At 64.7% G+C, this 11774-nt stretch carries 12 protein-coding genes; 7 read left to right on the top strand and 5 right to left on the bottom strand.

Annotated elements, in window-relative coordinates:
• A partial coding sequence (locus AC2FNJ_RS19715; protein WP_496766716.1) for a DOPA 4,5-dioxygenase family protein occupies nt 1-91 on the top strand: 91 nt, incomplete at its 5' end.
• Nucleotides 92-109: 18 nt separating this feature from the next.
• On the opposite strand, the gene AC2FNJ_RS19710 is transcribed toward AC2FNJ_RS19715, so the two are convergent.
• Entirely contained in the window at nt 110-1738 is a 1629-nt protein-coding gene (locus tag AC2FNJ_RS19710) for an acyl-CoA synthetase (RefSeq protein WP_496766714.1), read from the bottom strand.
• Nucleotides 1739-1959: 221 nt separating this feature from the next.
• Here AC2FNJ_RS19710 and AC2FNJ_RS19705 point away from each other — a divergent pair, with 221 nt between their 5' ends.
• Nucleotides 1960-3351, top strand: coding sequence for an aminotransferase family protein (locus tag AC2FNJ_RS19705; protein ID WP_496766713.1), 1392 nt, complete (start codon nt 1960-1962; stop codon nt 3349-3351).
• A 144-nt stretch (nt 3352-3495) separates the two neighbouring features.
• Here AC2FNJ_RS19705 and AC2FNJ_RS19700 read toward each other — a convergent pair whose 3' ends face one another.
• Nucleotides 3496-4479 (bottom strand): quinone oxidoreductase family protein, encoded by a 984-nt coding sequence (locus AC2FNJ_RS19700; protein WP_496766712.1) that lies wholly within the window; start codon nt 4477-4479, stop codon nt 3496-3498.
• A gap of 191 nt (nt 4480-4670) precedes the next feature.
• Between AC2FNJ_RS19700 and AC2FNJ_RS19695 the strand changes: the two genes are divergently transcribed.
• Entirely contained in the window at nt 4671-5528 is an 858-nt protein-coding gene (locus tag AC2FNJ_RS19695) for a DUF2189 domain-containing protein (protein ID WP_496766710.1), read from the top strand.
• A gap of 14 nt (nt 5529-5542) precedes the next feature.
• On the opposite strand, the gene AC2FNJ_RS19690 is transcribed toward AC2FNJ_RS19695, so the two are convergent.
• Together AC2FNJ_RS19690 and AC2FNJ_RS19685 are read right to left on the bottom strand one after the other, a co-directional pair.
• The gene (locus AC2FNJ_RS19690; RefSeq protein WP_496766708.1) at nt 5543-6529 is read right to left on the bottom strand and encodes an NAD(P)H-quinone oxidoreductase; all 987 of its coding nucleotides are present in this window, start codon (nt 6527-6529) and stop codon (nt 5543-5545) included.
• 72 nt (nt 6530-6601) lie between these two features.
• On the bottom strand, nt 6602-7294 hold the full coding sequence (locus AC2FNJ_RS19685) for a COQ9 family protein (RefSeq protein ID WP_496766706.1): 693 nt from the start codon (nt 7292-7294) through the stop codon (nt 6602-6604).
• A 110-nt stretch (nt 7295-7404) separates the two neighbouring features.
• Between AC2FNJ_RS19685 and rpsU the strand changes: the two genes are divergently transcribed.
• The 3 genes from rpsU to AC2FNJ_RS19670 all read left to right on the top strand — a co-directional run bounded on the left by rpsU (nt 7405) and on the right by AC2FNJ_RS19670 (nt 9208).
• Nucleotides 7405-7611, top strand: coding sequence for a 30S ribosomal protein S21 (gene rpsU, locus AC2FNJ_RS19680; protein WP_005614280.1), 207 nt, complete (start codon nt 7405-7407; stop codon nt 7609-7611).
• A gap of 169 nt (nt 7612-7780) precedes the next feature.
• A complete protein-coding gene (locus AC2FNJ_RS19675; RefSeq protein ID WP_496766704.1) occupies nt 7781-8869 on the top strand; it encodes a M4 family metallopeptidase in 1089 nt (362 codons plus the stop codon).
• 51 nt (nt 8870-8920) lie between these two features.
• Nucleotides 8921-9208, top strand: a complete 288-nt coding sequence (locus tag AC2FNJ_RS19670; protein WP_496766703.1) for a protealysin inhibitor emfourin — start codon at nt 8921-8923, stop codon at nt 9206-9208.
• A 4-nt stretch (nt 9209-9212) separates the two neighbouring features.
• Here the strand turns inward: AC2FNJ_RS19670 and AC2FNJ_RS19665 are convergent, their stop codons facing one another.
• A complete protein-coding gene (locus AC2FNJ_RS19665; protein WP_496766701.1) occupies nt 9213-10214 on the bottom strand; it encodes a DMT family transporter in 1002 nt (333 codons plus the stop codon).
• Between the two features lie 323 nt (nt 10215-10537).
• Between AC2FNJ_RS19665 and AC2FNJ_RS19660 the strand changes: the two genes are divergently transcribed.
• Entirely contained in the window at nt 10538-11644 is a 1107-nt protein-coding gene (locus AC2FNJ_RS19660; protein ID WP_496766700.1) for a CAP domain-containing protein, read from the top strand.
• The last annotated feature ends 130 nt before the right edge of the window (nt 11645-11774 follow it).

Below are 11774 nucleotides of genomic sequence, written 5' to 3'. Positions count from 1 at the left end.
CCCGGAAACCGGCGATCATCTGACCGATCACCGTGACCGGGCGGTCTGGATGGGCGAGATGCTCGCCCTGGACCTGTCGATTTTCGACTGACCACGCACCGCGGCGCCGTCAGAGCGCCCTCGCCTGCTCGCGCAGCACGAATTTCTGGATCTTGCCGGTCGAGGTTTTCGGAAGCGCGCCGAACACGACGGTCTTGGGCGCCTTGAAATGGGCCATGTTGTCCCGGCAGAAGGCGATCAGGTCGCGCTCGGTCGCCTCGGCGCCGGGTTTCAGCTCGACAAAGGCGCAGGGGGTTTCGCCCCATTTCTCGTCGGGTTTCGCCACGACCGCCGCTTCCATGACCGCCGGATGCTTGTAGAGGATGTCTTCGACCTCGACCGACGAGATGTTCTCGCCGCCCGAGATGATGATGTCCTTGGACCGGTCCTTGAGCGCGATATAGCCGTCCGGATGCATCACGCCCAGATCGCCCGACGCGAACCAGCCGCCCTTGAACGCCTTCTCGGTGGCCTCGGGGTTCTTGAGGTAGCCCTTCATGACGATGTTGCCCTGCATGAAGATCTCGCCCATGGTCTCGCCGTCGGCGGGCACTGGCTGCATCGTCTCGGGGTCTGCCACCATCAGGCCCGAGAGCGCCACGTATTTCACTCCCTGCCGAACCTTGAGCGCCGCGCGTTCCTCGGCCCCCTTGCCGTTCCATTCGTCCTTCCAGGCGCAGACGACCGACGGGCCGTAGGTTTCGGTCAGGCCATAGACATGGGTCACCTCCACGCCCATCGCTTCCATCTTCTCGATCACTGCCGCGGGCGGCGGTGCGCCCGCGGTCATCACCTTGATCTGGTGGTCGAAATCCTTGAGGTGATCCGGCGCATTCGCCAGCATGTTCAGCACGATGGGCGCGCCGCAGAAATGGGTGACTCTCTCCTCGCGGAAGGCGCGATAGATCGGCTCGTCCCGCACCGCGCGCAGGCAGACCGAGGTGCCCGCGTTGGCGGCCATGGTCCACGGAAAGCACCAGCCGTTGCAGTGGAACATCGGCAGCGTCCACAGATAGACCGAGTGTTGCGGCATCCCCCAGGTCAGGATGTTCGAGGTCGCGTTCAGTGCCGCGCCGCGATGGTGATAGACCACGCCCTTGGGGTTGCCGGTGGTGCCCGAGGTATAGTTCAGCGTGATCGCGTCCCATTCGTCGGCGGGCAGCGACCAGTCGAATTCGGGATCGCCCTCGGCCAGAAGCGCGTCATAGGTGAGCGCGCCGATCTTCTCGCCGCCCTCAAAGCTCGGATCCTCGATGTCGATCACCAGCAGGTCGGGGCGGTTCGCCTGCGCCAGCGCATCCCGCGCGACGCCGGAGAACTCCGGATCGACCAGCAGCACCTTTGCCTCGGCATGGTCCAGGATGAAGGCGATGATCGGTGCGTCGAGCCGCGTGTTGATCGCGTTCAGCACGGCTCCGGTCATCGGCACGCCGAAATGCGCCTCGTACATTTCCGGGATGTTGGCGGCGATGATCGACACCGTGTCGCCCGGCCCGATCCCGCGCGCCGCCAGCGCGCCGGCCAGACGGCGGCAGCGGGTATAGGTCTCGGCCCAGCCATAGCGGCGATCACCGTAGACAACCGCCGGATAGTCGGGATAGACCGCCGCGGTGCGTTCGATGTAACTCAGCGGCGACAGGGGCGCATGATTGGCGCGGTTTCGATCCAGATGGCGCTCGTATATATTCGGTGATGTCATCGGCCATTCCTCCCAGGTCTTCGGACAGAGTTTGAGCACAAAGACGCGAGCCTGACAAATCCGTAGTAATACCGATCTGGGGCGGACTGGAGATAAGCGATCGCCCGAACTGGCCCTATCTAAGTGCGCCCTTTCGCGATGATCTGAATTATGGAAAACACGCCGTTCGGGCGGGTCATGCGCCTCGTCCTGTTCGGCACCTCATTCTGAAAGGACATGTCATGGACGGCACGTTCAACGAAAACGATCTTTCCCGCGTGGTCGAGGCCGACCGCGCCCATATCTGGCATCACCTGATCCAGCACAAACCCTTTGAAACCAATGACCCACGCATCATCGTCGAGGGCAAGGGCATGCGGGTCTGGGACCAGAAGGGCAAGGAACATCTGGACGCCGTGTCGGGCGGGGTGTGGACGGTGAACGTGGGCTATGGCCGCGAATCGATCTGCAAGGCGGTCTACGACCAGCTGATGAAGCTGTGCTATTTCGCGCAATCCGCCGGCTCGATCCCCGGCGCGATCTTTGCCGAAAAGCTGATCGAGAAGATGCCAGGCATGAGCCGGGTCTATTATACCAACTCCGGGTCCGAGGCGAACGAGAAAGCGTTCAAGATGGTCCGCCAGATCGCGCACAAGCGGTATGGCGGCAAGAAGACCAAGATCCTGTATCGCGACCGCGACTATCATGGCTCGACTCTGGCGGCGATGTCGGCGGGCGGTCAGGATGAGCGCAACGCGCAATACGGCCCTTTTGCGCCGGATTTCGTGCGCGTTCCGCACTGCATGGAATACCGCAAGCACGAATTGGACGGCGCACCCGAAGAGAACTTTGGCGAATGGGCCGCCGATCAGATCGAAGCCGTGATCCTGCGCGAAGGCCCCGACACCGTAGGCGCGCTGTGCCTTGAGCCGGTGACCGCCGGCGGCGGCGTGATCGAGGCGCCCGAGGGCTACTGGCAGCGTGTGCAGGAGATCTGCAAGAAATACGACATCCTCCTGCATATCGATGAGGTCGTCTGCGGCGTGGGCCGCACCGGTACCTGGTTCGGCTATCAGCAATATGGCATCAAGCCCGATTTCGTGACCATGGCCAAGGGTGTGGCCTCGGGCTATGCGGCGATCGCCTGCATGGTGACCACCGAAGAAGTCTTTGACATGTTCAAGGACAATGCCGACGATCCGCTGAACTATTTCCGCGACATCTCGACCTTTGGCGGCTGCACGGCCGGACCGGCCGCTGCGATCGAGAACATGCGGATCATCGAGGATGAAAACCTGCTGGGCAATTGTGCGGCCATGGGCGAGCGCATGATGGGCAACCTTCACGCGCTGATGGAGAAGCACGAGGTCATTGGCGACGTGCGCGGCAAGGGCCTGTTCCTGGGGGCCGAGCTGGTCGCGGACCGTGCCTCGAAAGAGCCGGTGGACGAGAAACTGGCGCAGGCGGTCGTGGCCGACTGCATGGCGCAGGGCGTGATCATCGGCGTCACCAACCGCTCGGTTCCGGGCAAGAACAACACGCTGTGTTTCTCGCCTGCACTGATCGCAACCGCCGACGACATCGACCAGATCACCGATGCCGTGGACGGGGCCCTGGGCCGGGTCTTTGGCTGACGCCGCTTTCTCACCCGCCCCTGTCTCTCCCCGAACGGGCGGGTGACCTCGTGAACCGGCGCGCCCACCGCGCCGGTTCAATTCGTTTCGGCACTTGCGACACCGCGCCAGCGGAACCGAGGATCGGCCCCGCGGGCGCCGGCATCAAGGCTCCAGTATCGTGCTGCCCGTGGTCTGGCGCGCCTCCAGAACACGATGCGCCTCGGCCACCTGGTCGAGCGTGAACCGCTGGTCGATATGGATCTTGACCTCGTTTCCCGACACCTTGCCGAACAGCCGCCGGGCCATCGCCTGACACACGGCGTGATCCGCGATATGCGTGAACAGCGTCGGCCGCGTGATCTTGAGCGAGCCCTTTTGCGCCAGAACACCCAGGTTGAACGGCGGCACCGGACCCGAGGCGTTGCCGAACGAGATCATCATGCCAAGCGGCTTGAGGCAGTCGAGAGACCCTTCGAACGTATCCGCTCCGACCGAGTCCATCACCGCGTCCACACCCTGCCCGTTGGTCAGGTCGCGCACCCGGTCCACGAAGTTCTCGGTGCGGTAGTTGATGCACTGGGTGGCGCCGTTGAACCGCGCCAGCCTGCACTTGTCGTCGGTGCCGGCGGTGCCGATCAGGGTGATGCCTTCGGACTTGGCCCATTGGCACGCAATCAGGCCGACCCCACCCGCCGCGGCGTGGAACAGCACGGTGTCGCCGCGCTTGAGCGGGGTGGTGCGGTGAAACAGGTATTCGACCGTCATGCCCTTGAGCATCATGGCCGCCGCCTGGTCGAACGAAATGTCGTCGGGCAGCGGGCAGACCTGCGCCGCGGGCATCACCCGCGCTTCGCAATAGGCGCCCGAGGGGGCGGCGGCATAGGCCGCGCGCTGACCCGGCTCCAGATGTGTAACGCCCTCGCCCACAGCCTCGACCACGCCCGCGGCTTCCATGCCCAGCGCGTGCGGCAAGCTCAGCGGGTAAAGGCCGGTGCGCTGGTAGACGTCGATGAAATTCAGCCCGCAGGCATGGTGCCGGATCCGGATCTCACCCGGTCCGGGCTCGCCCAGGGGCCGGTCTTCGAGTCTCAGAACCTCCGGTCCCCCGGTTTCATGGATGACCACGGTGCGTGCGGTTTGGCTCATGTCGTTCTCCTCCGGTTCGGCAACAGGCTAGCATGCCAGCGAAATCGGGCAATCCTTCCATCGCAGAGAGGTGATTCGCGGCCGGGTTTCTTTGTGATACACTGTACTTGGGCGTTGCCGGTCGATCCGGCCAATGGCCTGTAAACTGCCGGATCCTCCGCGGCGCATATCCGCCAAGGAAAGGGATGATCATGGCAAAAACAATCGGAAACCCGATCAGCTGGGCCGCCCGGAATCTGGGCGCCACCGGCGATCATCTGACCGAGAGTGTCGGCCAGATTGGCAGTGCGGACACCAAGCATCTGCCCGAGGTGCAGACACTGACCATGCAGGATCTGAAAGCCGCGCTGCGCGCCGGGTACGAGGACTTTCTCGCCACCCGTGCCGACGCCATCTTCATCGCGGTGATCTATCCGCTGGCCGGCATCGTCCTGTTCGGTCTGGGTCTGCACCGGGACATGGTGCCGCTGCTGGCGCCGCTGGTCGCGGGGTTCGCGATCCTCGGCCCGGTCGCCGCGGTGGGCCTTTATGAGATCAGCCGGCGGCGCGAAATGGGAGACGAAGTGCATTGGCTGGACGCCTTCGGCGTCTTCCGCTCGCCGTCCTTCGGCGCGATCCTGGCGCTCGGCTTCTACCTGACGATGCTGTTTCTGGTCTGGCTGATGACGGCGCAGGCCATCTATGTGCACACGCTGGGGCCGGAAACGCCCGCTTCGGTCGGCGCGTTTCTGCGCGACACCTTCACCACCAGCCCGGGCTGGAGCATGATCCTGATCGGCACCACGGTCGGCTTCTTCTTCGCGCTGGTCGCGCTGGCGATCAGCGTCGTAAGCTTTCCGCTGCTGCTCGACCGCAAGGTGGGAGTTCCGGTGGCGGTGGTCACGTCCGTGCGCGTCCTGCGCGAAAACCCGGTCGTGATCCTGACCTGGGGTTTCATCGTCGCCGTGCTTCTGGTGATCGGGTCGATCCCGCTGCTGCTGGGGCTGATCTTCGTGATGCCCCTGCTGGGGCACGCGACCTGGCACCTCTATCGCCGCGCGATCGTCTGACCGTTGAGGCCGCGTCAGCCGGAGACCTTGAGGACGATCTTGCCGATATGCCCCGAACTCTCCATGCGCGCATGGGCGGCCGCGGCGTCGGCCAGATCGAATTCGCTGTCCATCACCGGTGCGACCTTTCCCGCGTCGAGCAGCGGCCAGACCGCTTCGCGCAGATCCCGCGCGATCTGCGCCTTGGCCAGATCGCTTTGCGGGCGCAGGGTGCTGCCGGTCAGCGTCAGCCGCTTGACCATCATCAGCGCAAAGTTAAACTCGACCACCGGCCCCTGCAGGAAGGCGATCTGAACCAGCCGCCCGTCCTCGGCCAGCGCCTTGACGTTGCGCGGGATGTAGTCGCCGCCGACCATGTCGAGGATCAGGTTGGCCCCGCCCTCGTCGCGCATCACCGTGACGAAATCCTCGTCCTTGTAGTTGATCGCCCGCTCGGCACCCAGCGCGACGCAGGCGGTGCATTTCTCGTCCGAACCGGCGGTCGCGAAGACGCGTGCGCCAAAGGCATTGGCGAGCTGGATCGCGGTCGTGCCGATCCCGCTGGAGCCGCCATGCACCAGGAACCTTTCCCCGGCCTTCAGACCGCCACGGGTGAACACGTTGGACCAGACGGTGAAGAAGGTCTCGGGCAGGCACGCGGCCTCTTTCATCCCCATGCCGTCCGGCACCGGCAGGCAATGCGCGGCGGGGGTGGCCACGTATTCGGCGTAGCCGCCACCGGGCAACAGCGCGCAGACCTTGTCGCCGACCGACAGCCCTTCGGCCCCCGGCCCGACCGCGACCACCTCGCCCGCGGCCTCCAGCCCCGGCAGGTCGCTGGCCCCCGGCGGCGGATCATAAGCCCCGGCGCGCTGCAGCGCGTCGGGTCGGTTCACCCCGGCATAGGCCACTTTCAGCACGACCTGCGCATGGCCGGGCTGGGGCACCGGCCGCTCGGTCAGTTGCAGAACGTCCGGCCCGCCGGGCTGGGTGATCTCGACAGCGCGCATCGTCTGGGTCATCGGCCTATCTCCTTTGCGCCCTGCCTAGCAGGCGCGCCCGCCAAGGCAAAGCCGCAAGCGACGGTTTCCCGATCATTTGCGGGGCGCGAGCCATCCCGGCAGATCGGCGGACGACCGCGAAGGCGCCCTGATCTGACCCGCCAGCCAGTTGGGAACCGCCAGGAACGGCTTGAACAGCGGGTTCTTGTTGACCTGCGCCTTCACCTTCTCGAACTGCATGACGCCCTCGATCCGGCGATCCAGAAACTCCCAGGTCGCGCGGTGGTCGGGCGAGTCGTCCCCCAGCCAGAACAACAGGGTCGAGGAATAGACGCCCGAGAGCGTCATGCGCTTGGTGTACCAGTTCACGTCTTCGGACGTGTCCCCCAAGGCGGTCCAGATCAGGTCGCAGGTGCCCCAGATCGCCTTGGCGCCATCCGCGACGTAAGGTGGCAACGAAAACAGCGTGGCGCCGCGTCGCACCGCCTCGCGATCCTCGACCGCCTCCAACCGGAACCGGACCGCGGCGGCGATCTTGTCGCGGAATTTCATGCCGCTCAGGTCCGCGGAGTCCAGGCGCTCCAGCATCGCGGCATCGCCGCGCGCATGGAAGGCCAGCGCCAGATCCACCGCCCCGCGCGGGCAGACCGCGCGCGCCAGCCCCTCGTCCAGACCGCTGTCGGCAATGGCGGCGCGAAAGCATGCCTCGGACCATCCGTCGAACGGAACATGGGACAAGGCCGCGTCCAGCAGCCGGTCTTTTGCGTCTTCGTATGGCGTGGTCATGGCAGCCCTCCTGTTCCCGCCCAGTACTAGACAAGTTATCCCGTCTTTGCTATACGGCCACTTCCTGCAAATTTCCTTGCAACTCAACTTAGAAAGGTGGTGACAACCACATGCAGGTTAGTGTTCGCGACAACAATGTCGATCAGGCGCTTCGTGCCCTGAAGAAGAAGCTGCAGCGCGAAGGCGTGTTCCGTGAAATGAAGCTCAAGCAGCATTTCGAGAAACCGTCCGAGAAGAAAGCGCGCGAGAAAGCTGAAGCGATCCGCCGTGCCCGTAAACTGGCACGCAAGAAAGCCCAGCGCGAAGGTCTGCTCTGAGCCAACCTCCTCCAGCTTTGGATGACACTAGATGACGACCCCCGCGGCCCTGCCCGGGGGTTTGTCGTTTCTTGCCGACAAAAAGCGAAGAGAGCAGGCGGAGAGCAGGCGGACTGAACGACTCGGGCAAGTTGTGGTATCCTGAGCTTTTCAGCAAGGGATTTTGACGATGTGCATGTTACACAATCCGATCAACTGCATCGTGCCGCCCCACATGCTGCGCGTCATGGCCATGCGCGGCGACAGCGGCATCCAGAAGATGGCCCGCGAAATGCTCAAGCAGAACGAGGCGGTGCGCGAGGAACGCGCCGAGCTCAGTTCCGGGCACATGGTGCCGAACGAAGCGCGGGCCGGCACCTTCGTCACCACGGCGCTGGCCCAGACCGCGACCGCCGCGCATGTCTGCGACCGCCGCATCCACGACGGCGACAACCGGGCGGCGCTGCCGGGAACCCTGGTGCGGGGCGAAGGCGATCCGGCGACCGGCGACGACGAGGTGGACCGCGCCTATGACGGCGCGGGCGAGGTCTTTGATCTCTTTTCGACCGAGTTCGGCCGCAACTCGCTGGACGGTCAGGGCCTGCCGCTGATCGCGACCGTTCATCACCGGCGCAACTACAACAACGCGTTCTGGAACGGATATCAGATGGCCTATGGCGACGGCGACGGGCAGATCTTCCAGACCTTCACCGAACTGTCGGTGGTCGGGCACGAAATGTCCCACGGCGTCGTGCAGTTCTCCGGCGGGCTGATCTATCAGGGTCAGTCGGGGGCGCTGAACGAAAGCTTTGCGGATGTGTTCGGCGCGATGACGCTGCAACGGCAGATGGGGCAGGATGTCTATGCCGCCGAATGGCTGATGGGCAAGGGCATTCTGGGGCCGAACATCAACGGCGTCGCGCTGCGCAGCCTCAAGGCGCCCGGAACCGCCTATTCCGATCCGCTTCTGGGACAGGATCCGCAGCCCTATCACATGGATTTCTACGTCAACACGACCTCGGACAATGGCGGTGTCCACATCAATTCCGGCATCCCGAACCACGCCTTCTACCTCTACTGCATGTATCTGGGCGGCAATGCGTGGGAGCGGCCGGGCCATATCTGGTACCGGGCCTTGCAGAACCTCAACAATCCGATGGCGACCTTCGGCGACTGGGCGGCGCAGACCATGGATGCCGCCATCGACCTACATGGCGTCGGATCCTACGAAGTGCTGATGCTCCGCCGCGCCTGGCGGCTTGTGGGCATTCCGGTCTGAATGGCGTAGACTCCCATGGGAACACCGGGCGCAATATCGGGGTGCATCGCGATGATCATCGAAATCACGTCAAGCGGCGGGTTTGCCGGGCTTGCAGCCGCCGGCGTCAACAAGACGGTCGATGTGGCGTCACAGCCGCCGGAACTGGCGCAGGAGATCTGCACCGCCTTTGCGCCCGAGCATCTGCACAAGCTCTCGGATGCGGAGATGCCCGAAAGCGCCGCCGACATGACGACCTATCGGATCGTGGTGAAGGGCGACAAGGGCGAGCGCGAGGTGTTCGAACTGCGCGAAGACCAACTGCCGCCCGAGATGCTCGACCTGATCGACGGGATGTGACCGCTCAGCGTTGCCGCAAGACGCCCAGACCCTTGCGGCGCACGATCCGGCGGCCCTGCATGGTTTCGCGGAGCACGATCAGCAGCCCGGCCCCGACGATCAGCACCAGCCCGGCCCAGGTGGCCGCACTGGGCAGCGCGCCGAAGATCACGTAGCCCCACAGCACCGACCACGGCAGATAGGTGTATTCGAAGGGCGTCACGACGCTCGCCTCGCCCAGGCGGTAGGCTTGGGTCAGCGCAAAGAACCCGACGCCTGAAATGCCTCCCAGCGCCAGCAACAGCAGCCAGTCCTGGACGCTCGGCCAGACCCAGTGGCGGTACAGGAAGGCCACGCTTGGATGCGCCGAAGCGGCATCGAGGCCGGAAAAGACCAGCCCGAGCACGCCCCCAGCGCAGATGAAGAACACCACCGACACAAGGGTCATCGTCCCGCCGTTGCTGCGGTCGCCGATGCGCCGGGTGCAGATGATCGCAACCGCATAGGACACCGCCGCCAGCAGGGCGAGCACCGCGGCGGGTTCGAAGACCGACGCGCCCGGCTGCACGATCACCACCACGCCGACCAGGCCCAGCACCACTGCGATCCAGCGAACGACTCCGATCCGCTCGCTCAGGAACACCGTGGCCAGGACCGTGACGAAGATCGGCGTGGAAAAGGTGATGGCCGCGGTTTCCGCCAGACCGATGGCCGCCAGCGCCATGTAATAGACCAGGTACGAGCAGAAGGCCGCTCCCGCCCGCAGGAGCTGCAGGGGGATCGGACCGAATTTCAAGGGCCAGAGCGAGCCCTCGTACCAGGCGATCGCGGCCACGATCGGCAAGGCGAACAAGCCCCGCCAGAACACGATCTGATGCACGGCATAGGCGCCGCTCAGGCTCTTGATGATCACGTCCTGCACCGGAAACAGGGTCGTGGCCAGCAGCAGCCAGAGAACGCCCGCCATCGGTCGGGCGTCTCCCCGCCCCGTCAGGACGGCGGTGGACGCGGGTTCGCTTGCAGCCATCGGGTCTCCGGTCGTTGTGCCCGACTCAGGCTGCCTGAACCGGCCCGGCCGTCTTGTCCTGCAACGACTCGCAGGTCGCTCAGAGAGAAACATGGCGAGAAACCATCCGCAGAATCCCGCGCCCGGGCCGCGCCGACCTGAGCGGGTTGTTGCGGAACCCTCGCAACTCTACCGGAGCTTGCGGACTCCCGCCCATGGAATCACGTTGCTCCGGCCGCTATCCGCCGCTTGGCGCGGGCCGGACAAATCCCCCGTTCTGATCGCCGCGAGACGCGCCTAGAGAAAGGCCAAGACAAAACCTTGCAAACCTCAGGAGGCCAAACATGTCGGTTGCAAGCGACCTCGAGCGGCAGATGCTGGAACTGATCAACGCGGAACGAACAGCGCGGGGACTGGACCCGGTGGTTCTGGAGCTCCGTCTCAACGACTCGTCCGAGGATCACAGCCAGTGGATGCTGGATCGGGACATCTTCTCACATACCGGCGCGGGTGGTTCCTCGGCCGGGGACCGGATGCGGGATGCCGGGTTCGAATTCACCGGCAGCTGGACCTGGGCCGAGAACATCGCCTGGCAAAGCGAGCGCGGCGCGCCCGGACTGGAGGACGACGTGGTCGATCTCCACAACTCGCTGATGAACAGCCCCGGTCACCGGGCCAACATCCTCAACCCGGATGTCACCGCGATCGGCATCGGGATCGAGGTCGGCGATTTCAACGGCTGGAACGCCGTCATGGTGACGCAGAACTTTGCCCGCACCAGCGCGCCGCTGCAGCCCGATACCGGCGCGGCGCCGATGCCCCAGGATCCGGTCGGGGACGACCTGATCGCCGAACAGCCCGTGGAGGAGGAAGAAACGCCGGTCACGCCCGTGGCGTTCGAGGAAGACGACGATCCCGCTGAAACGCCCGAGACCGTCGCCGAGGACGACATCGCCGAGCCCGAGGAAATCGTGACTGGCCACGACGGAAACGGCGACGAACTGGAAAACCCGGTCGAAACCCCCGAAGATGACGGTGCCCCCGAACCCGACATGGGTGATGAAGTCACGACAGGCGCCGACCTGCCGGTGGAAGAGGACGAACCCGAAACCGTCGATCAGGGCGGTCGCGACGAGGAGTTCGTCTTCAAGGGCTTCGGCGATTTCTGGCGCAACGCGGATCGGGATTTCGACTTCGATTTCGAGTTCGAACTGATCGGCCCGCGCAAGATGGCCAGACTCGACGCCCTAGCGGACCGGTTCGAGAATTTCGCCGATCGGTTCGAAAGCCGCTTCGACGGTTTTGCCGACCGGTTTTCCGACCCGATGACCGACTGGGCCGAGGAAGCCCGCCAGAACGACGCGCCGCGGCGCGCCAAATGGCTGGACGACGGCGATTTTCAGGACATGTTCGCGGACCTGTCGGGCGGCGACTACGTCTTCGCCTGCTGACCGGGCCCGACCGGCGCGCGCCCAATCCGCGCGCCGGTCCTCACCGTGATCCGGTCAATAGATCTTGGGAACGTAGAGCTCGTCCGGCAGAACCCGGCGCTCATAGTCGGGATTGTACTTGCGATCGGGC

This window comes from Ruegeria sp. BHSB196 (genome assembly GCF_059613135.1).
Note: the sequence above shows the minus strand (reverse complement) of the source record. Positions and strands in the feature narration are given on the sequence as shown.

Excerpts from the sequence above, each read along its gene's own strand:
- AC2FNJ_RS19710 (WP_496766714.1), bottom strand. The coding sequence starts at position 1,738 with ATGACATCACCGAATATATACGAGCGCCATCTGGATCGAAACCGCGCC.
- AC2FNJ_RS19705 (WP_496766713.1), top strand. The coding sequence starts at position 1,960 with ATGGACGGCACGTTCAACGAAAACGATCTTTCCCGCGTGGTCGAGGCC.
- AC2FNJ_RS19700 (WP_496766712.1), bottom strand. The coding sequence starts at position 4,479 with ATGAGCCAAACCGCACGCACCGTGGTCATCCATGAAACCGGGGGACCG.
- AC2FNJ_RS19695 (WP_496766710.1), top strand. The coding sequence starts at position 4,671 with ATGGCAAAAACAATCGGAAACCCGATCAGCTGGGCCGCCCGGAATCTG.
- AC2FNJ_RS19690 (WP_496766708.1), bottom strand. The coding sequence starts at position 6,529 with ATGACCCAGACGATGCGCGCTGTCGAGATCACCCAGCCCGGCGGGCCG.
- AC2FNJ_RS19685 (WP_496766706.1), bottom strand. The coding sequence starts at position 7,294 with ATGACCACGCCATACGAAGACGCAAAAGACCGGCTGCTGGACGCGGCC.
- rpsU (WP_005614280.1), top strand. The coding sequence starts at position 7,405 with ATGCAGGTTAGTGTTCGCGACAACAATGTCGATCAGGCGCTTCGTGCC.
- AC2FNJ_RS19675 (WP_496766704.1), top strand. The coding sequence starts at position 7,781 with ATGTGCATGTTACACAATCCGATCAACTGCATCGTGCCGCCCCACATG.
- AC2FNJ_RS19670 (WP_496766703.1), top strand. The coding sequence starts at position 8,921 with ATGATCATCGAAATCACGTCAAGCGGCGGGTTTGCCGGGCTTGCAGCC.
- AC2FNJ_RS19665 (WP_496766701.1), bottom strand. The coding sequence starts at position 10,214 with ATGGCTGCAAGCGAACCCGCGTCCACCGCCGTCCTGACGGGGCGGGGA.
- AC2FNJ_RS19660 (WP_496766700.1), top strand. The coding sequence starts at position 10,538 with ATGTCGGTTGCAAGCGACCTCGAGCGGCAGATGCTGGAACTGATCAAC.